We start from the raw sequence: 18,803 nt of genomic DNA on the forward strand, positions 1-18,803 counted from the left end.
CCAGGCCCCTGACCTGCTGCTTATCCAAAACTGCTGGGCCTGGTCCAGGCCTTGGCGAAGCAGCTCGGCACCGGCCCGTCGCCCGCCGACCGGCTGCTGCGGTATTCGGTGGGCGACTCGCCGACGATCTGCCGGAAGGTGCGGCTGAACGAGCCGAGGCTGCTGAACCCGACGGCGAAACAGATGTCGGTGACGTCCCGATCGGTCTCCACCAGCAGCGACATCGCCCGTTCCACCCGACGTCGTTGCAGGTAGCGGTGCGGGGTCTCGCCGAAGGTGGCCCGGAAGGTGCGGATGAAGTGCGCCTCGGAGACCAGCGCGATCCGGGCCAGCGCCGGGATGTCCAGCGGCTCGGCGTAGGCCCGGTCCATCGCGTCCCGGGCCCGCAACATGGCCCGGTTCGACTGTTCCACCGCACGACTCATCGGCCCCCGCCCGTCGTCCTAGCTCCGCGCCGACCAGGTTACCCAGCCGGACCGACCGACGTGGTCCCGCCACGACCGGGAGAGGCGGTCACCGCCGGCGGCACCGTGGCCGCTCCGCCGGAGCGGATCACCGTCCGGACCGGAAGTGACCATCCCGTCGCCGTCTGCGGTGCAGGGCGACCGGCCGGGTTCCGGCCATGTCGACGCATCGACATGCGGCAACGCCAGTGGCGGCCGTGCTGTGGAATTGGAGCCCCCGGCCGGGATCGAACCGGCGACATCTCGCTTACAAGGCGAGTGCTCTGGCCAGCTGAGCTACAGGGGCGCGTGGTGCGAGGTCAGCATAGCGACTGACGTCGGGAAATCCCGGCCGGCAGGGTCCCCGAGCATGGAAAACGTCAATCTCGCACCCGTCCCACCGACGAATCGGTTCGCCGGACCCCCGTCGAGCGAGGGGATTGATGCCCGGCCGTGCCCGCCTGACCGAAATGCGTATGCCGTCCGTCCCACTCGGTGTATCCCGTCTTGGCACGAGTGGAAATCCCGTTTACCGTGCAGTGACACGGATGACACCCCGGGCCGGCTACGGTCGTGCCCCGGGTGCGGTCCGCGGGTCGGCGCCGTGGGCGCCGACAGCTCCTTCACTCGGATCGTCCGGCACGTTCCTGCCGGTGAAAGGAAGCGCACCACCATGGCTACGGTCACGTACGCGAAGGCGTCCCGGGTCTACCCGGGCACCGAACGCCCCGCGGTCAACCAGCTCGACCTCCAGATCGGCGACGGGGAGTTCCTCGTCCTGGTCGGCCCGTCGGGTTGCGGCAAGTCCACCAGCCTGCGGATGCTCGCCGGCTTGGAGGACGTCGACGACGGCGCGATCTACATCGACGACCGGGACGTCACCCACCTCCCGCCGAAGGCCCGCGACATCGCTATGGTCTTCCAGAACTACGCCCTCTACCCGCACATGTCGGTGTACGAGAACATGGCGTTCGCCCTCAAGCTGCGCAAGACCCCCAAGGCCGAGATCGACCGGCGGGTCAAGGAGGCGGCCGGCCTGCTCCAGCTGGAGGAGTACCTCAGCCGCAAGCCGAAGGCGCTCTCCGGTGGTCAGCGTCAGCGGGTCGCGATGGGCCGGGCGATCGTCCGCGAGCCGCAGGTCTTCCTCATGGACGAGCCGCTGTCGAACCTCGACGCCAAGCTCCGTGTGCAGACCCGTACCCAGATCGCCTCGCTCCAGGCGAAGCTCGGCATCACCACGGTCTACGTCACCCACGACCAGGTCGAGGCCATGACCATGGGTCACCGGGTGGCGGTCATGCTCGACGGCGTCCTCCAGCAGGTGGACACCCCGCGGGCGCTCTACGACACTCCGGCCAACGTCTTCGTCGCCGGCTTCATGGGCTCCCCCGCCATGAACATCAAGACCGTCCCGCTGAACGAGCGGGGCGCGGCCTTCGCCGAGCTGCACATCCCGCTGACCCGCGAGCAGGTCGAGGCGGCCCGGGGCGAGGGCGGCGGCGACAAGGTCACCGTCGGCTTCCGCCCGGAGGACTGCGACCTGGTCAGCCCGACCGAGGGCGGCATGCCGGTCGTGGTCGAGCTGGTCGAGGACCTCGGCTCGGACGCCAACGTCTACGGTCACGCAGCGCTGGAGGGCCACGAGGAGCGTTTCGTGGTCCGCACCGACCGGCGGACCATGCCGAACATGGGTGACACCGTGTTCGTCAAGCCGCGCACCGGCAACACCCACCTTTTCAACGCCACCACCGGTCACCGCATCTGATTCCACCGCGAGTAAGGGGCGGTCCGCTTCGGCGGGCCGCCCCTTACTTCGTGACTTCCTCCCGGCGTGGGTGCCCGCGCCCGGAAGGACCGGCGGCGGGGCACAGCAGGGCCGCTGCCGCTCCGGCCCCGCCCTCAGCAACCCGGGCCGGTCGTCCGCAGACCCACCGGCAGCCCGGCAGAGCCGGAGTCGGTCAGCCTTCCGCAGCGCGGCGGCGGGCCACCTCGGCGAGGGTGACGGCGGCGGCGACGCTGGCGTTCAGCGACTCCACCTCGGAGATCATCGGGATGCTGACCGTCAGGTCGCAGGTCTCCCCCACCAGCCGGGACAGCCCGCGCCCCTCGGAACCGACCACCACGACCAGCGGGCCGACGGCGGCCTCCAGGTCGTACAGGTCGGTGTCGCCGTCGGCGTCCAGGCCGACCACCATGAAGCCGGCCTCCTGGCACGCCTTCAACGACCGGGTCAGGTTGGTGACCTGGGCCACCGGCACCCGCGCCGCCGCTCCGGCGCTGGTCCGCCAGGCGGTCGCGGTGATCCCGGCGGCCCTGCGCTCAGGTACGAACACACCCTGCGCGCCGAACGCGGCGGCCGACCGGATCACCGCGCCCAGGTTCCGCGGGTCGGTGACCCCGTCCAGGGCGACAAGCAACGGGGCGGTCTGCTCCAGCGCGGCCGCCACCAGGTCCTCGAAGGGCTGGTAGGCGAACGGTGGCACCTGGAGGCCGACGCCCTGGTGCAGCACACCACCGGTCATCCGGTCCAGCTCGGCCCGGCTGATGTCCAGGATCGCGATGCCCCGGTCGGCGGCCGTCCGGGTGATCTCGTTGATCCGGTCGTCGGCGTCGATGCCCTGCGCGGTGTAGAGCGCGGTCGCCGGCACCTGGGCGCGCAGCGCCTCCAGCACCGGGTTCCGGCCGACCAGCAGCTCCGGGGTGTCCCGGGACGGGTTGGACTTGCGCCCCGGCGCGACCCGGGGACCACCCCGGCCGGTGCCTGCGCCGTTCCGGGCGCTCCCGCCACCCCGACCGCCCGCGCCGGCCCGAACCGGGGCCATCCCACGGGTGCCCCTGCCCCAGGTGGTGTCCTTGGTGCCGGGCTGGCCGATCTTGGGGGCACGCCCCTCCTCGACCGCCGCCCGCCGCTCCTTGTCCTGCTTCCAGGCGGTGCGCTGGGGCAGCTTCTCGGTGCCCGAGTACGCCTTGTGCCAGGGCCGCTCGTCGGCGGGCAGGGTCTTGCCCCGGCCCGCGAGGGAGTCCTTGTTCTTGCCACCGGAGCCCTTGGGGGCACCCGCCTTCGACGCCAGTCGCCGGCCACGGCGCTGCGAGTTGCCGGCCATCAGTCCTGCTCTCCAATAGTCCAACGGGGGCCCTGGGGGGTGTCCTCGACCACCACACCGGCCTGCTTGAGCTGGTCGCGTACGGCGTCCGCGGCGGCCCAGTCCTTGCGGCTGCGGGCCTGCGCGCGCTGTTCGAGGGCCAGCGCGATCAGGGAGTCCACCACGCCGCGCAGGTCGTCGGTGCGACCGCCGTCGGCCCAGGCCGGGTCGAGGGGGTCCACACCGAGGATATCCAGCATCGCCCGGGTGGCGGCGAGGGTCGTGCGGACGGTCACATCGTCGCCGCCGGCCAGCGCGGTGTTGCCGTCACGCAGGGTCGACTGGAGGACGGCGAGCGCGGCGGAGGTGTTGAGGTCGTCGTCCATCGCGGCGACGAACGCGGCCGGCAGCTCCCCGAGCTGCCCGGCACCGACCCGCTCGACGGCCCGCTGGACGAACCCCTCGATCCTCCGGTAGGCCACCGCCGCCTCGCAGAGCGCGTCCTCCGAGTAGTCGATCCGGGACCGGTAGTGCGCCGCCGCGTAGTAGTAGCGCAGCTCCACCGGGCGCACCCCGAGCGAGTCGACGTAGCTCAGGTCGAGGGCGTTGCCCAGCGACTTGCCCATCTTGGCGCCGCCGATGCTGAGCAGCCCGTGGTGCACCCACCAGCGGGCGAAGGGCAGCCCGGCGGCCTGCGACTGGGCGATCTCGTTCTCGTGGTGCGGGAAGGTCAGGTCGAGCCCGCCGCCGTGGATGTCGAACTCCGCGCCGAGGTAGCGCAGGCACATCGCCGAGCACTCGATGTGCCAGCCGGGGCGGCCCCGGCCCCACGGCGAGGGCCAGTAGGCGTCGGCCGGCTCGTCGGCCTTGACGCCCTTCCAGAGCGCGAAGTCCCGTGGATCCCGCTTGCCCCGCTCCGGGGCGTCCCCGGCGGACTGCATGTCGTCAGGCGACTGACCGGACAACGACCCGTACGCCGGCCAGGAGGCCACGTCGAAGTAGACGTCGCCGGACCCGTCGGTGGCCGGGTAGGCGTGACCGGTATCGATCAGGCGGGCGATCAGCTCGTGCATCTCCGGGATGTGCCCGGTGGCCCTCGGCTCGTACGTCGGCGGCAGCACGTTCAGCGCCCGGTAGGACCGGGCCAGGATCAGCTCGTTGACGTACGCGATCGACCAGAACGGACGACCCTGCTCCTGCGCCTTGACCAGGATCTTGTCGTCGATGTCGGTCACGTTGCGGATGAAGGTGACCTCGAAGCCGACGGCCGACAGCCAGCGCCGCAACACGTCGTAGTTGACACCGGAGCGAAGGTGACCGATGTGCGGCGGCGCCTGGAGGGTGAGACCACACAGGTAGACCCCCACCTTGCCGGCTTCCCGCGGGACGAAGTCCCGCACCGATCGAGCGGCGGTGTCATACAGGCGTAGCGTCACCGCACCAGGGTAGCTGTCCGCGCTTTCCGGGGTCGGCCCGAGCCGGGTCGTACGCTGCCTGCTGTGAGGACGACGGCACCGGCAGGTGAGCCGGGGGACGCGACGCCTGCGGGCGGGGAGACGGCGCAGACCTTGGACCGGGGGCTACGTCTGCTGCACCTGGTGGCCGATGCACCGGGCGGCTTGACCGTCACCGAGGCCGCCCACCAGCTCGGTATCGGCCGGGCCGCCGTCTACCGGCTGGTCGGCGCGTTGACCGGGCACGGAATGTTGCGTCGGGGCGGTGACGGTCGGCTGCGCCTCGGCGTCGGCGTGCTGCACCTGGCCCGGCGGGCCCAGCCGCTGCTGGCGGAGGGGGCACTACCCGCGCTGCGTCGCCTCGCCGAGCAGACCGGGGCGACGGCGCACCTGACCGTGGTGGAGGGCGACGAGGGGGTGGCCCTGGCGGTGGTCGAGCCGAGCTGGACGTCGTTCCACGTGGCGTACCGGCCGGGGACCCGGCATCCGCTGGAACGCGGGGCCGCCGGGCGGGCCGTCCTCGCCGGCCGGTCCGGCGTCACCGGCCCGGTGAGCACCGCCGGGGAACTCCAGGCCGGGGCGTACGGGGTGGCCGCGCCGGTGCTCGGAGTCCCCGGCCTGGAGGCGAGCGTCGGGGTGATCTCGCTGGCCCCGCTGCCTGTCGACACGGTCGGCCGGCAGGTCGTCATCGCCGCCCAGACGATCTCCACCGCCCTGTCCTGACCAGCCCCGCCGGAAGTCCTCACCCGACGCGGGCGGAGAGGCCCGGACGACCGACTGGTCGTCCGGGCCTCTCCCGGGATGTCGAGCGTCAGCCGCCCGGGGTGTCGAGCGTCAGGGGGCGACGTTCGGCTTGAGCGGGCTGCGGACCGCGGCGTTCGCGTCCACGATGCCGTAGCCGTAGAAGCCGTTGAAGTTCAGCGAGCCGGCGCAGTACGCGTCGAACTCGGCCGGCCGGCCCTCGTTGGCGTAGCTCTGCAGGCGCGGTTCCGGACAGGCGCGCTCGGTGGCGGTCCGGTAGAGGTGCTGCTCCACCTTGGCCGGCGCCAGGCCGTAGCCGTCGCGGCCCTCCTTCTTGCCCCACTTGCTGACGATCAGCGCGGCAACCCCACTGACGTGCGGGGACGCCATCGAGGTGCCCTGGAGGTAGGTGTAGTAGCCGCACTCACCGGCGGTGGTGCACTGCTTGAGCACCGAGTTCTCGAAGCCCGGGACGACGTTGCCGTTCTCGTCCACCGAACCCTCCTCCTGGAGCACCTTCTTCGGGTACGTGGAGAGGATCATGTTGCCGTCGGTGCGGTGGGTGTCGGTACCGAAGCCGTCCCGGAACCAGCCACCCGGCGCGGCGACCGAGATCTGCTCGGTGCCGTAGTTGGAGTAATCGGACTTCTTGCCGGACGGGCCGACGGCGGACACACCGATCACGTGCGGGCCCTCCACCGGGAAGTCCCAGCAGCTCTCGTTGTCGATCGGCCGCGGGTACGGGTCGGCGCCGTAGTCCGGGCTGGACACGTCGGTGCGGGGTGCGCCGAGGTCCTCGTGGTTGTTGCCGAGCGAGCCGACCAGGGTGACGCCCTTGTTGTGGGCGAAGTTCAGGGCCCGCTTCATCGCCTTGATGACGGCCCGCTGCTCGGCCTGCGACTCGGGCGAGTCGGCCGGGTTGGCGGTGCAGTTGTAGAGCCACGGGTCGACGTAGAACGACATGTTGACCACGTCGATGCCGGACTTGCCCGCATGCACCAGGGCGTTGACGACCGGGTCGAGGAAGAAGTACCCGGAGTCCTGGCCACCCTTGAGTTCCACCAACGAGACGTTCGGGGCGACGCCGGAGAGGCCGAACCCGTTGGCGGCGGCACCGATGGTGCCGGCGACGTGGGTGCCGTGCCCGCCGTCGTCGGTGCCGACCGGGTCGAGGCAGCTCGCCACCTCGCACGGGCCGTCGATGTCGACCATGTCCGGGGCGAAGTTGCGGGACAGCGCCCAGTTGAAGTTGGGCGCGAGGTCGGGCTGGCTGGCGTCGACGCCGGTGTCCAGGACGCCGACGGTGACCCGCTTGTCGCCCGGCATGACCTTGCGGGCCTTGTCGGCCCCGATCATGCCGAGGCCCCAGAGCTTGTCGTCGAGCGGGTCCAGCTTCTTGCCGTTGGCGTTGCCCTTGGCCTTGACCGCCTGCTTGGCCTGGGTCAGCAGGTTCTCCTGCTCGACCCGGTCCAGCTTGGGCTTACGGCCGATTGCCCGCTGCTCGGCCGCGCCGACCAGCGCGGGAGCGGCGGTGACCCGGCCGGCGAAGTCGGCCCGGTCGCTGGTGACCCGGTACAGACCGACGTCGTCCGTACGGGACACGACGGTGCCGCCGGCGGCACGGATCGCGGCGATCGCCGCGTCCGCCGAGACGCCGTCCTCGGCCACCACGGTGAACGTACGGCTGGTGGTCGGCCCGGCGTTCGCCGGGACGGTCAGGCCGGTCACCGTAAGTGCCAGGGCCGCCGCGGTCGCGACGGCTCCGGCGGTGAAGCGCTTGCTCACCACATCAGATCCTCTCGTTGAGGGACGTGGCAGCCATCCCATAGCACCGGCGACGATTCCGCCAGATACAAGTCGGATTTGGCCCCGCATCAGGCATTCGTCGGTTGCAGGCTGTGCAGCGCCGCCGGCAGCTCGACGAGCGTCCGCACCTCGGCGTCGGGGCGTACCCCGGGCGGGACCGGGAGGCCTTGGCGGTTGAGCCAGATGCCGCACAGGCCTGACTGCTGGGGGCCGAGCACGTCGTGGGCGATCGAGTCACCGACGTAGGCGATCCGCTCGGCCGGTACTCCGGCGGCGTCGACGACCGCCGCGTAGAAGGCCGGGTCGGGCTTCTTGGGCAGGCCGCCCTCGTGCGCGTACAACTCGAAGGCGAACTCGCCGGGCAGCCCGCAGCGTTCGGCCCGGCTGTTGCCGTTGGTGGCGTAACCGAGGGTGAAGTCGGCGCGCAACGCGGTAAGCGCCGGCAGCGTGTCGGGGTACGGGCGGCTGAGCGCGTACCGCCTGGCGAAGAAGAGTTCGGCGAACTCGTCGAGCTGGCCGACCAGCCCGGCCCGGTCGAGCGACCGGGCCAGCGCGGCCCGGCGGATCTCCGTCACCGGGGCGGCGGTCATCGAACCGAAGACCGCCTGCCAGTCGGACTCCACCTCGGCGAGGGTCACCCCGGCCGCCACCGGGGTCCGGCGCCGCATCTCCTCCAGTACGGCCACCAGGGCACCGGTGACCGCCGGGCGCAGGTCGATCAGGGTCTCGTCGGCGTCGAACACCACCACGCTGAGCATGTCCGACACCTTCTCACGTCGCCGTCACCGGTCACACCGAGCAGGTCCCCTGCCCTGCCGGCCCGCCGACCTGTGCCGACTCCGGCCCGCCGGCCCGTGCCGGAGTCGGCATCATGTCAGCGCCGGCCCGTGCCGGAGTCGGCGTCACGTCAGCGCCGGTTCGTCGGCCCGTGCCGGCGTCGGCCCGGTGCGGCCCTCGCGCAGTTCGTCGAGGCGGACCAGCGCCACCCCGGCGACGATCAGCGCGCCACCGGCGAGCTGCACCGGCACCGGTAGCTCACCCAGCACCAGCCAGGCGACGAGCACCGCGAACAGCACCTCGGTCAGCCCGACGAACGACGACAGCCGGGCCCCCAGGATGCGGGTCGCGGCGATCCCGGTCAGGTACGCCACCACGGCGGCGATCAGCGACAGCCCGATGATCGGGACGAGCCAGCTGGTGCGCTGCCCGGCGAAGTCGACCGCGCCGAAGGTGGCCCGCAACGGCAGCACCCCGACCAGGCCGAGAGCGGCCAGCACTGCTGCGCCGGCGGCCATTCCACCACTGGCCATGGTGACCGAGGGCAGCTCGGGGTCGACCCGGGCGGCGAGGACGAAGTAGCCGGCCAACCCGACGGCCGCACCGAGCCCCCAGAGCACGCCGACCGGGTCGAGCCGGCCCGCGCCGGTCAGGTCGAGCACCAGGCCGAGCCCGGCCAGCGCCGCGAGCGATCCGACCACGGTGAGCCGGCGGGGACGTTGCCCGTGCACCAGCCACATCCAGCCCACCACGAGGATGATGCCGAGGTACTCCAGCAGCAGGGCCACCCCGACGGGCAGGTAACGGACGGCGTTGAAGAAGCAGGCCTGGGCGGTCGCGACACCGAGCAGACCGAAGACGGCGACCGGACCGACGTTGCGGCGCAGCACTGCCGCCCGGCCGCGCAACGCGAGTGCCGCCGGGAGGGCCAGCACCAGGGCGGCGAGGCCGACCCGGGCCACCACGACGGCCTCGGCGGACCAACCGGCCCCGATCAGTGAGTGGGCGAAGGTGCCTGAGGTGGCGAAGGTGACGGCGGAGAGCAGGGCGAGGGCCAGCCCGACGCCGTTGGTGGAGCGGTGCGGCATCGGGGGCCCTCCGGCGTGACATCAGCAAAGTAGCATTACGCCAGTGACGTTAGCCGCCACGAACGACAGGGGTCAAGTTGCTTTTCGCCCATGACACGGAGTGCGGGCTGATCTCCGCCGCCGCCCTGGTCAACACCGACAGCCAGGACGGCGAGGGGCTGCCCGACATCGCCGCGCTGGATCGGTTCGTCGCCGCGCACCGGTGGAGCGGTCGGCACGCACACACCGAGGTCGAGCTGCGGGCCGTCCGGGCGCTGCGTCCCCGGCTGCGCCGACTCTGGGACGACGACCTGCACACCGTCGTCGCCGTGGTCAACGACCTGCTCCGCGAGTACCGGGCGCTGCCGCAACTGATCCGGCACGACGACCAGCCGTACCACGTGCACGCCGTACCCCGGGACGCCCCGCTGGCCACCAGGATGGCCGTGGAGGCGGCGATGGCCGTCGCCGACCTGGTACGCGGCGACGAACTGGACCGGCTGCGGCACTGCGCCCGCCCCGACTGCGCCAACGTGCTGGTGGACCTGTCGAAGAACCGGTCCCGCCGGTTCTGCGAGGCGGGCTGCGGCAACCGGGTGGCGGTCAACGCCTACCGGGCGCGGAAGGCCGCCCGCCGCCCCTGAGCGGCAGCATCGCCGACCACACCGGAAGCCGACACGAGCCTTCACACGGTAGTGGTGTCATCAGCAGACTGTGGAGTGCGACATCGAGCGCCCCGCCCTCCGGGCGCGACGATGTCGTGGTGGGACCGCTCGCCTTCCGGCCGGCAGTCCCGTCGCCGGGGGAGACGACCAGCCGACCCACCATGGAGGCGACGCGATGCCCCGGCCCACCTGGCGACACCGGCTTGCCCTGATGTTCCGACCCACCGGACGACGCCGAGCACCCGCACCCGACCGTCCCGCCCCGACCAGCCCCGAACCGGTCACCGGATCGGGTGTCGGACCAGATCCCGAACCGGCCGGATCGGCCCCCGGCTGGGAGGACACCACAGTGGCGTTCCCCCGGGTAGGACGCACCGGATGGCTGACGCGGGCGCAGGAGTGGCGGGCCAACGGAGGCCGCTGGTGAGCGCGCCGACCAGCCCGGCCGAACCGAACGGCCCGGCCCAGCCGGACAGGCTGGACGGCCCGGGCGGAGCGGGTGACCCCAGCGGGCCGGACCGCCCGGCCGAGCACAGCGGGCCAGGCGGGCCAGCCGGGCCAGGCGGGCCAGGCGGGCCGTACCGTCCAGATCAGGCCAGCGGGCCGGGCGGGAGGGTGGATGGTGTCGGGCATCCGCGCCGGCACCTGCCGCTACGGCCACTCTGGCTGTGCCGGGTGTGCGCCGGGCCATGGCCCTGCGCGACCGCGCGCCTCACCCTCGTCTCCGAGTACGCCCACGACCGGACCGCACTCCACGTCCATCTCTGTGCCGTCCTGCACGATGCCGCAGCCGACCTGTACCGCCTGCACCCGGACCCCGGCCCCGATCCGGCGACCCTCTTCGACCGCTTCCTCGCCTGGGTACCCCGCACCCACCCACCCGCAGAGCCGCAGTGACCCACTCCCGCGCCGCTGATCCAATCCCGTGGGGCTGATCGACTCCCGTGGGGTGATGTAGCGGTGTCAACGCCACCCCGACACCGCGATGTCGCCCCACAGGAGTCGATCATGCCGAGACGGTCAGGGGTGGGTCATGCGGAGCAGGTCGAGGGCCTCGTCGAGCTGGGTCTCGGTGAGTTTGCCGGAGTCGACGTGCCCCCGGGAGATCACCACTTCCCGGATGGAGACCTGCTTCGCCAGCGCCTCCTTGGCGATCGAGGCGGCCTCGTCGTACCCGAGGTGGCGGTTGAGCGGGGTGACGATCGACGGCGAGCCTTCCGCGTACGCCAGGCAGACCTCGGCGTCCGCGACCAGGCCGGCCACCAGGCGGTCGGCGAAGAGCCGGCTGGACGCGGCGAGCAGCTTGATCGATTCGAGCAGGTTGCGGCCCATCACCGGGAGCATCACGTTCAGCTCGAAGTCGCCCTGCGAACCGGCGAACGCGACAGCCGCGTCGTTGCCGATCACCTGCGCGCAGACCTGGCGCACCGCCTCGGCGACCACCGGGTTGACCTTGCCGGGCATGATCGACGAGCCGGGCTGGAGGTCGGGGATGCGCAGCTCCCGCAGGCCCGCGCGGGGCCCGGACCCCATCCAGCGTACGTCGTTGGCGATCTTGTAGAGCCCGACCGCGACGGTACGCAGCTGGCCGGACGTCTCCACCAGCGCGTCCCGCGCCCCCTGCGCCTCGAAGTGGTTGCGGGCCTCGGTCAGCGGCAGCCCGGTCGAGGCGCGCAGCTTCTCGATCACCTTGCCGGCGAAGCCCAGCGGGGTGTTGATGCCGGTGCCCACTGCGGTGCCGCCCAGCGGCAGCTCGGCCAGCCGGGACAGCGCCGATTCCAGCCGCTCGACGCCGTAGCGGACCTGCGCGGCGTAGCCCCCGAACTCCTGCCCGAGGGTGACCGGGGTGGCGTCCATCAGGTGGGTGCGCCCCGCCTTGACCACCGTCTCGAACTCGGCCGCCTTCGCCTCCAACGCCTCCGCCAGGTGTTTCAGCGACGGCAGCAGGTCCTCCACCACGAACTGGGTGGCGGCCAGGTGGATCGACGACGGGAAGACGTCGTTGCTGGACTGCGAGGCGTTCACGTCGTCGTTCGGGTGCACGTCCCGGCCCAGCTCCCGGGTGGCCAGGGTGGCGATCACCTCGTTGGTGTTCATGTTGGACGAGGTGCCCGAACCGGTCTGGAACACGTCGATCGGGAACTGGTCGTCGTACCCGCCGGCGGCCACGTGCGCGGCGGCGGTGGCGATGGCGGCGGCCACGTCCTCGCCGATCACGCCCAGCTCGCCGTTGACCAGGGCGGCGGCCCCCTTGATCTGGGCCAGCGCCTTGATCTGGGCCGGCTCGATGCCCCGACCCGAGATCGGGAAGTTCTGCACCGCGCGCTGGGTCTGCGCCCGCCACAGCGCCTCGGCGGGCACCTCCACCTCGCCCATCGAGTCACGTTCGATCCGGTAGCCCGCTGCCTCTGGAGTCGTCACCCGTACCATCCTGCCCCGGCCAGCGGCTACCTGCAGGAATGCCCGGGAGAAAGCGGGCGGGCGGGCGAGATCGCGCTGAAAGCAGCCGGGCGGACAAGATCGCGCTCGATCAGGGAAAGGTGGTGTCACTCGCAACCGGAGGCCACTCTTTCTAGGATCGAGCACGATCTTCGGCCTGCACCTTCGCCTTCGACACGGGCCCTGGGCGCGGGCTTCAGCGGCGAAGTTGCGCGGCTGTTTGTGCGGCCAGACCAGCACATCCCGGTCGATCTGAACCTTTACGCCGCCGCACCGCCGCACCGCCGGCCCGGTCGGCCAGCAGCGCTTCCACCTCGTGGGGATCAACTCCGAGCGACTCCAGAGCCGCCGACAGCGGCACGAACTGCCCCTCGGCACGAGAACGAGCGATCACCCGCCGAGTCCCTACGGTCTCGAAACGCCTCGATCTCCTCCCACTCGTCGATTCCGAGCAACACGGCCACGGGCCGCTCGTACTTGGTGATCATGACCGGATCCCCGGTGCGCTCGACCCCGTCCAACGCTCCGCCGGCGCCATCGCGGAACTCCCGCTGCCGTATCGCGGTACCGGCGGCACCAGGTCGATCTCGGTGGTCATGCCAGTCAGTCCTCTCCGTTGCGGATGATCTGCCGGACCCGCTCCCGGCTGTAGCCGGTGGCCGTCACGATGTCGACCTGACGTGTGTCGTCCCGGTCAGCGGCCCGGATCGCCTCGGCCAGCTCGGCACGCGCAGCTTTCACCTGGGCGCGGGCTTCAGCGATGAGCTTGGCCGCCCGCTCCTCGGCGCGGGGCACGCCGGCCTGCGCCGCGCGCAGCTTCCGTACCGCTGACTCCAGGTTGGTCACCTGACCATCTTCCCCGGCCAGACAGTAGGCCAACCTCAAGCCTCCCAACCGTGGGGCTCGCTCCCTGACGCTCAGGCGTCGACAGTCCCGGCGCTTCCGGACTCCACACCGCCGGCCCGCAGGATCCGCCGGACCTGTTCGCGGCCGTAGCCGGCGACCCGGGCGATCTCACCGACCCGCGTGCCGTTCTGGTAAGCCGCCACGATCGCTACGGCCAGCCGTTCGCGCACCTTCGGAACATCGGCGCGAGCTGCGGCGACCTCCGCGAGCCCGTCCTGCACCCGCTGGAGCGCCGTCCGGTACGCCTCCGACGCTGCCTCAAGGTCGCCCGCCATGTGGCCACTCAATCATGCGCATCACTCCCCACCTGATGGCATACAAGAGTTGCCTCCTCAAGGGTTAACAGGTGGCCACTTATGCCTTAAAGTAGTGGCAAGTTCACTCGCGCCGAGTCGCGTGGCAGCTCATCGGGGTCTTGACCGACACGGGAGGTCCCACCTGATGAACCGTCTCTCCGGCACGGCCCCCCACCGGACACACCTACATCCATCACGCCGGAAGGAGGTGACGTGGCCGGGTCTCGACCGACGAGGCTCCTGGTAGTGGGGCCCCGCGAACTACCCGAAAGCGGGGCGGTCGAGGTCTGGGCGGATGCCGGAAGTGGTGGAAGCGGGCAGGAAATCGATGTTCTCGTCAGAGACCTCAAGCTTGCCGAGATGGACGACGGGCAGGGCAGGTCGGCGATATACGAACTTCGGACCTGGCAGTAACCGTCAACAGCATCGTCAGGGCCCGCAGCAGTAACTACGCGAGGGAACCCGGCGGCCGCCCGGACGGTGGGTGGGCCGGGTTCCGCGCTTCATCTTTCGTCCTGCCCGTCGAGTAGCCCGCTGCGCCATACGGCGAATCGGTTACGGAGATCGTCCAGTGCCTGCCCGGTGACGCCGTACTGGACGAAGTCGTCGGGATCGAGCAGGTTGGCTTGTCCGAGAGCGTCGGCGAAGGTGCGTCGGTCGAACCCGCGATCGGCGCGGTACGCGAGGTTGAGGAGGGTTTCCCGGGTGTAGCGGCCGGATTGAAGCGTGGCGTCGATGTCGATGAAGTCACGGGCGAACGCCCGTCCGTAGAGCGCGCTCATCTTGTTCGCGACCGCGTCGTCGGGGTGCAGGACCGGTCCGATGGCCATGAGGATGGGTTCGTTGGCACGCCAGTCCACACCGAGTTCCACCTTGGAGGTACGGTCACCGTCGGCAACGGTCAGCCGGGCGAACGTGTCGTACTGGCGCTCGATGTAGACGGTCAGACCATCGTCGCGGTAGGCGTCCACGACGGCCGTGACCGCAGTGCCGAATTCGTCGCGGCGATCCCAGGCGGTGAACAGGTCGACATCTTCGCTGGGGCGTTCGAGCAGCCCAGCGGCCTGCACGGCATAGCCGCCGGCAAGAGCAAAACCATATCGGCGGGCGGCGGCAAGCCCGGTACGGGCGAGCCTTTCGTGGAAGGCGTCCATCGTCACGCGGCGTTCGTGCCGGTCGTGACGAGTTCAGGGAAGGCTTCCTCCCATCGGCGTCGGAGCTGGGACGGCAGCCAGAGGGTGGGCCAGAGCATCCGCAGCAGGTCGGCGTGGAGCCAGGTGTTCAGGTCGTCGACCGTGCCGGCTTCGGTGAGTACCACCTTGTACATGCTGGCCAGGCGGGCGGGCCGACTCAGGTCGTACTCGGCGTGACCGGACCAGTCCAGATGACGCGGAAGGATGATCACGCCTGCGGTCGGGCCAGCCAGCGCGGTGAGGCTGTCGGCCACCACGTAAGGCTTACGGTCAGCATAGGAGCGGTAGTCCGCCGGCGGCTGCGGCAGGATCTTGCGTCGGCTCAGATTGGCCGCCCGCCGGGTTTCCGGTCGTAGCGCCTGGCGGATGGTCTCCCGGCTGTACCCGGTGATCCGTTGCAGGTCCACCGGCCGCCAACCGGCCGCACGGAACGCCCGCAATTGCTCGTCCCGCTCGGTCAACGCGGCTGCCCTGGTCGCCTCGTACCTGGCGACGACCGCCCGCAGATCACCCTCGGAGTACTGGCTCACCCGGGCAAGCCTACCAGGCTAGGCCAAGCACGCTTGGCCATTCCGGTTACAGAGCGTTGCAGGCACTCCTGTCACCTCAGCGGAAGCATGATGGACCCCGGAAGTCGCGAGCGACGGCTCTGGCCAGCGGTTCTGCGGCGACCTGCCCTCAGCGGCGGCCCACGGTCAGCACCGGCTTGGTGACCTCGGCGAAGAAGTCGTTGCCCTTGTCGTCGACGACGATGAAGGCCGGGAAGTCCTCCACCTCGATCTTCCAGACCGCCTCCATGCCCAGCTCCGGATACTCCAGCACCTCGACGTGCCGGATGCAGTCCTGGGCGAGCCGGGCCGCCGGGCCGCCGATCGAGCCGAGGTAGAAGCCGCCGTGCTGCTGGCAGGAGCGGGTCACCTGGCCGGACCGGTTGCCCTTGGCCAGCATCACCTGGGACCCGCCGGCCGCCTGGAACTTCGCCACGTACGCGTCCATCCGGCCGGCGGTGGTCGGGCCGAACGAGCCGGAGGCGTACCCCTCGGGGGTCTTGGCCGGGCCGGCGTAGTAGACGGCGTGGTCGCGCAGGTACTGCGGCATCGGCTCCCCCGCGTCCAGCCGCTCGGCGATCTTGGCATGGGCGATGTCCCGGGCCACGACCAGCGGGCCGGTCAGCGACAGCCGGGTCTTCACCGGGTACTTCGACAGCTCGGCGCGGATCTCGTCCATCGGGCGGTTGAGGTCGACGCGCACCACGTCGGAGGCGTCGAGGGTTTCGTCGGTGACGTCCGGCAGGTAGCGCGCCGGGTCGGTCTCCAGGCGCTCCAGCCACACCCCCGACGGGGTGATCTTGGCAACCGCCTGCCGGTCGGCCGAGCAGGAGACCGCGATCGCCACCGGGCAGGACGCCCCGTGCCGGGGCAGCCGGACCACCCGCACGTCGTGGCAGAAGTACCGCCCGCCGAACTGCGCGCCGATGCCGAAGTTACGGGTCAACTCCAGCACCTCGGCCTCCAGCTCCAGGTCGCGGAAGCCGTGTGCGCTCATCGAACCGGCGGTGGGCAGCGCGTCGAGGTACTTCGCCGAGGCGTACTTGGCGGTCTTCAGGGCGTACTCGGCGGAGGTGCCGCCGATGACGACCGCCAGATGGTAAGGCGGGCAGGCCGAGGTGCCGATCAGCCGCAGCTTCTCCTCCAGGAACTGCATCATCCGGGTCGGGTTGAGCAGCGCCTTCGTCTCCTGGTAGAGGTACGACTTGTTGGCCGAACCACCGCCCTTGGCCATGAACAGAAACTTGTACGCGTCCGGGTGGCCGTCCGGGTCCTCGGCGTACAGGTCGACCTGGGCGGGCAGGTTGCTGCCGGTGTTCCGCTCGTCCCACATGGTCAGCGGGGCGAGCTGCGAGTACCGCAGGTTCAGCTTCGTGTACGCCTGGTAGACGCCGCGCGAGATGGCCTCGGCGTCGCCGCCGTCGGTGAGCACGTGCCGGCCCCGCTTGCCCATCACGATCGCGGTGCCGGTGTCCTGGCACATCGGCAGCACCCCGCCGGCGGCGATGTTGGCGTTGCGCAGCAGGTCCAGCGCGACGAACCGGTCGTTCGGCGAGGCCGCCGGATCGTCGATGATCGAGCGGAGCTGGGCCAGGTGCGCCGGGCGCAGGTAGTGGGCGATGTCGTGCATCGCCTCGGCGGTCAGCGCGGTCAGCGCGGCCGGCTCCACGGTCAGGAAACGGCGACCCCCCGGCCCGTGGACGACGTCGACGCCCTCGTCGGTGACCAGGCGATATTCCGTCTGGTCGGGACCGGTCGGCAGCAAGGGGGCGTACGAGAACGCGGCGGCACTGCTCATGACGGGAAAGCCTAGGGCAGACCGGTCGATCGGTGACACCCGCCGGGTGGGTCGTGGGACGCCGCTCTCACCCGTTGCCGTTGGCGCAGAGTTCCCGCTTCGGCCCGCAACTGTCCTCGACGTCCGGTGCGCCACCGGTGCGCCCCGGGCCGGGCCCGCCACCACCGTCCGAACCGGCCGGCGGCGCGGCGGGCGGCGGCCCGCCGGAGCCCGCACCGAACCGGACGTACCCGATCTCCCGGCCCTCGCCGACGACCATTCCGTTCGGGCCGACCGCGAGCGCGTTGGCGCTGGTCCGCAACACCACCAGTTCCCGGCCGGTACGCGGGTCCAGGGCCACCAGCCGGCTCGGCTTGTCCCCGGTCGACACCGCCGCGTACGGGGTGAGCGCCGCGCCCGCCTTCGCACCGGCCGGCCGGGTCCAGCGGGCCTTGCCGGTGCCCAGCTCGCGGGCGATGATCGACTCCTTGTCGGCGCTGCGCACCAGGGCGTACCGGTCGTCGACGGCGAGCAGCTTCTCCCCCTCCGCGTCCACCAGCAGCAGCCGGCCGTCGTACCCGTCGAGCACCGCCTCCCGCCCGTCGGGGGCCACCCCGGTCAGCACGTTGCGGGCACCCTGCGGGTCCTCCCGCTGCACGCACCCGGCGCTGTCGGCGGTGCGCAGGTTGAGCCCGGACCGCCGCCACACCTCCTGCCCGGTGGCCGGATCCCGGGCCGAGACGGCGTACTGGCAGCTACCTTCGACGGAACTGGCGCTGATCTTGAGCAGCCGGCCGCCGACCACCGACAACCGCTCGTCGCGGCCCGGTTCGACGTTCTGCACCACCCGCCCGGTGGCGGTGTCCACCACGTGCACCCGGCCGTCCACCGGGAAGCCGAGCAGCGGCGGCACCGCCTCCGGCCCGGCCACCGCCTCGTCGATCCGGTGCGCGGTGAGCCGCCGGGTGCCGAGCAGGCCCGGGTTGTCGGCGAAGAGCCCGGTGCTGACGCCGGGCAGGAAGGCCGTCCACAGTGGGCGGGTGCCGCGCGGATCCCAGGCGCTCAGCGTGCAGTCGGTGGCGGCCACGCACCGGGCGTCCAGCAGCATGTTCCGGTACGTCCAGACGGCCACCGCGTCACCGTCGCGTCGGCGTACCGCCCCGGTGGTGGGGTCGATCAGCTCGTACCCCTTGACCAGGAGCTTACCCACGGCGACGACGGCGTCCCGGTCGCCGCCGGCCACCGCCGACCAGTCCGCCTTGCGCTCCCAGAGCGGGGCGCCGGTGGCGAGGCTGCGCACCTCGATGCGGGTCCGCTGCTCGACCACGACGGTGTCGCCGACGATCGTGACGCTCTTCGGGGTGCCGCCGACCCGCTGCTGCCAGAGCACGTCCGGTTCGGAGATCGGCTCGCTGCGGTCGACCCAGTCCCACACCCCGGGGAAGGGGTTCCACACGCCGGTGGCGGCGAGCGCGACCACGACGACGAGCGCGAGCAGCAGCCCTCCCCGCACCCCACGGCCCTTCACACCGCACACCGTAGCGACGATCACCTCCCCGCCCCGCCCCCGCGCCGGAGTGTCGCCCCGCTTTCTCCCCGCACACGCGC

The 18,803-nt window shown here is 71.4% G+C and carries 17 protein-coding genes, 1 tRNA gene and 1 pseudogene; 4 read left to right on the forward strand and 15 right to left on the reverse strand.

The genetic code is table 11. The features are described 5' to 3' along the window. Positions 1-20: 20 nt before the first annotated feature. Together AC0AIB_RS03710 and AC0AIB_RS03715 are read right to left on the reverse strand one after the other, a co-directional pair. Positions 21-425: a helix-turn-helix domain-containing protein gene (locus AC0AIB_RS03710; RefSeq protein ID WP_442930607.1), complete on the reverse strand. Its 405-nt coding sequence runs from the start codon at positions 423-425 to the stop codon at positions 21-23. Between the two features lie 248 nt (positions 426-673). Then, positions 674-750: transfer RNA gene (locus tag AC0AIB_RS03715), tRNA-Thr, on the reverse strand. A gap of 366 nt (positions 751-1,116) precedes the next feature. On the opposite strand from AC0AIB_RS03715, the gene AC0AIB_RS03720 reads away from it, so the two are divergent. Next, a complete protein-coding gene (locus tag AC0AIB_RS03720) occupies positions 1,117-2,208 on the forward strand; it encodes an ABC transporter ATP-binding protein (RefSeq protein WP_328342403.1) in 1,092 nt (363 codons plus the stop codon). Positions 2,209-2,401: 193 nt separating this feature from the next. Here the strand turns inward: AC0AIB_RS03720 and rlmB are convergent, their stop codons facing one another. Then, a complete protein-coding gene (rlmB, locus tag AC0AIB_RS03725) occupies positions 2,402-3,547 on the reverse strand; it encodes a 23S rRNA (guanosine(2251)-2'-O)-methyltransferase RlmB (protein ID WP_328342402.1) in 1,146 nt (381 codons plus the stop codon). Further along, positions 3,547-4,962, reverse strand: coding sequence for a cysteine--tRNA ligase (cysS, locus tag AC0AIB_RS03730; protein WP_328342401.1), 1,416 nt, complete (start codon positions 4,960-4,962; stop codon positions 3,547-3,549). Before cysS ends, rlmB begins: the two co-directional genes overlap by 1 nt. 63 nt (positions 4,963-5,025) lie before the next feature. Between cysS and AC0AIB_RS03735 the strand changes: the two genes are divergently transcribed. After that, positions 5,026-5,703, forward strand: a complete 678-nt coding sequence (locus AC0AIB_RS03735) for an IclR family transcriptional regulator (RefSeq protein WP_328342399.1) — start codon at positions 5,026-5,028, stop codon at positions 5,701-5,703. Positions 5,704-5,814: 111 nt separating this feature from the next. Here AC0AIB_RS03735 and AC0AIB_RS03740 read toward each other — a convergent pair whose 3' ends face one another. From AC0AIB_RS03740 to AC0AIB_RS03750, 3 genes are all read right to left on the reverse strand, one after another. Then, positions 5,815-7,506: a S8 family serine peptidase gene (locus AC0AIB_RS03740; RefSeq protein ID WP_328342397.1), complete on the reverse strand. Its 1,692-nt coding sequence runs from the start codon at positions 7,504-7,506 to the stop codon at positions 5,815-5,817. 89 nt (positions 7,507-7,595) lie between these two features. Further along, positions 7,596-8,285 (reverse strand): HAD family hydrolase, encoded by a 690-nt coding sequence (locus AC0AIB_RS03745; RefSeq protein ID WP_328342395.1) that lies wholly within the window; start codon positions 8,283-8,285, stop codon positions 7,596-7,598. 144 nt (positions 8,286-8,429) lie between these two features. Beyond that, positions 8,430-9,392 carry an EamA family transporter gene (locus tag AC0AIB_RS03750; RefSeq protein ID WP_465096015.1) on the reverse strand — a complete coding sequence of 321 codons (963 nt, stop codon included), beginning with the start codon at positions 9,390-9,392 and terminating at the stop codon, positions 8,430-8,432. A 77-nt stretch (positions 9,393-9,469) separates the two neighbouring features. Here AC0AIB_RS03750 and AC0AIB_RS03755 point away from each other — a divergent pair, with 77 nt between their 5' ends. Further along, on the forward strand, positions 9,470-10,015 hold the full coding sequence (locus AC0AIB_RS03755) for a CGNR zinc finger domain-containing protein (RefSeq protein WP_465096016.1): 546 nt from the start codon (positions 9,470-9,472) through the stop codon (positions 10,013-10,015). A gap of 636 nt (positions 10,016-10,651) precedes the next feature. Next, positions 10,652-10,933: a hypothetical protein gene (locus AC0AIB_RS03760; RefSeq protein ID WP_328342389.1), complete on the forward strand. Its 282-nt coding sequence runs from the start codon at positions 10,652-10,654 to the stop codon at positions 10,931-10,933. A 123-nt stretch (positions 10,934-11,056) separates the two neighbouring features. Here the strand turns inward: AC0AIB_RS03760 and AC0AIB_RS03765 are convergent, their stop codons facing one another. The 8 genes and pseudogenes from AC0AIB_RS03765 to AC0AIB_RS03800 form a co-directional block, all read right to left on the reverse strand. Continuing rightward, entirely contained in the window at positions 11,057-12,466 is a 1,410-nt protein-coding gene (locus tag AC0AIB_RS03765) for a class II fumarate hydratase (RefSeq protein WP_328342388.1), read from the reverse strand. 283 nt (positions 12,467-12,749) lie between these two features. Next, positions 12,750-13,035, reverse strand: a pseudogene (locus AC0AIB_RS03770) (type II toxin-antitoxin system Phd/YefM family antitoxin); the annotation flags it as partial. A 43-nt stretch (positions 13,036-13,078) separates the two neighbouring features. Next, positions 13,079-13,321 carry a hypothetical protein gene (locus AC0AIB_RS03775; RefSeq protein WP_328342387.1) on the reverse strand — a complete coding sequence of 81 codons (243 nt, stop codon included), beginning with the start codon at positions 13,319-13,321 and terminating at the stop codon, positions 13,079-13,081. A gap of 71 nt (positions 13,322-13,392) precedes the next feature. Beyond that, positions 13,393-13,656 carry a hypothetical protein gene (locus tag AC0AIB_RS03780; RefSeq protein ID WP_328342385.1) on the reverse strand — a complete coding sequence of 88 codons (264 nt, stop codon included), beginning with the start codon at positions 13,654-13,656 and terminating at the stop codon, positions 13,393-13,395. A gap of 524 nt (positions 13,657-14,180) precedes the next feature. Beyond that, on the reverse strand, positions 14,181-14,831 hold the full coding sequence (locus tag AC0AIB_RS03785) for a nucleotidyl transferase AbiEii/AbiGii toxin family protein (RefSeq protein WP_328349016.1): 651 nt from the start codon (positions 14,829-14,831) through the stop codon (positions 14,181-14,183). Positions 14,832-14,833: 2 nt separating this feature from the next. Continuing rightward, complete coding sequence (locus AC0AIB_RS03790; protein WP_465096017.1) at positions 14,834-15,400, reverse strand: hypothetical protein; 567 nt, start codon at positions 15,398-15,400, stop codon at positions 14,834-14,836. Positions 15,401-15,548: 148 nt separating this feature from the next. Further along, positions 15,549-17,216: a fumarate hydratase gene (locus AC0AIB_RS03795; protein WP_328342381.1), complete on the reverse strand. Its 1,668-nt coding sequence runs from the start codon at positions 17,214-17,216 to the stop codon at positions 15,549-15,551. A gap of 67 nt (positions 17,217-17,283) precedes the next feature. After that, positions 17,284-18,696, reverse strand: a complete 1,413-nt coding sequence (locus AC0AIB_RS03800; RefSeq protein ID WP_465096059.1) for an outer membrane protein assembly factor BamB family protein — start codon at positions 18,694-18,696, stop codon at positions 17,284-17,286. Between the last annotated feature and the right edge of the window lie 107 nt (positions 18,697-18,803).

This window comes from Micromonospora sp. DSM 43699 (genome assembly GCF_055517075.1).

Coding starts and splice junctions, on each gene's coding strand:
- AC0AIB_RS03720 (WP_328342403.1), top strand. CDS start 1,117: ATGGCTACGGTCACGTACGCGAAGGCGTCCCGGGTCTACCCGGGCACC.
- AC0AIB_RS03750 (WP_465096015.1), bottom strand. CDS start 9,392: ATGCCGCACCGCTCCACCAACGGCGTCGGGCTGGCCCTCGCCCTGCTC.
- AC0AIB_RS03780 (WP_328342385.1), bottom strand. CDS start 13,656: ATGGCGGGCGACCTTGAGGCAGCGTCGGAGGCGTACCGGACGGCGCTC.
- AC0AIB_RS03785 (WP_328349016.1), bottom strand. CDS start 14,831: ATGGACGCCTTCCACGAAAGGCTCGCCCGTACCGGGCTTGCCGCCGCC.
- AC0AIB_RS03765 (WP_328342388.1), bottom strand. CDS start 12,466: ATGGTACGGGTGACGACTCCAGAGGCAGCGGGCTACCGGATCGAACGT.
- AC0AIB_RS03710 (WP_442930607.1), bottom strand. CDS start 425: ATGAGTCGTGCGGTGGAACAGTCGAACCGGGCCATGTTGCGGGCCCGG.
- AC0AIB_RS03745 (WP_328342395.1), bottom strand. CDS start 8,285: ATGCTCAGCGTGGTGGTGTTCGACGCCGACGAGACCCTGATCGACCTG.
- AC0AIB_RS03795 (WP_328342381.1), bottom strand. CDS start 17,216: ATGAGCAGTGCCGCCGCGTTCTCGTACGCCCCCTTGCTGCCGACCGGT.
- rlmB (WP_328342402.1), bottom strand. CDS start 3,547: ATGGCCGGCAACTCGCAGCGCCGTGGCCGGCGACTGGCGTCGAAGGCG.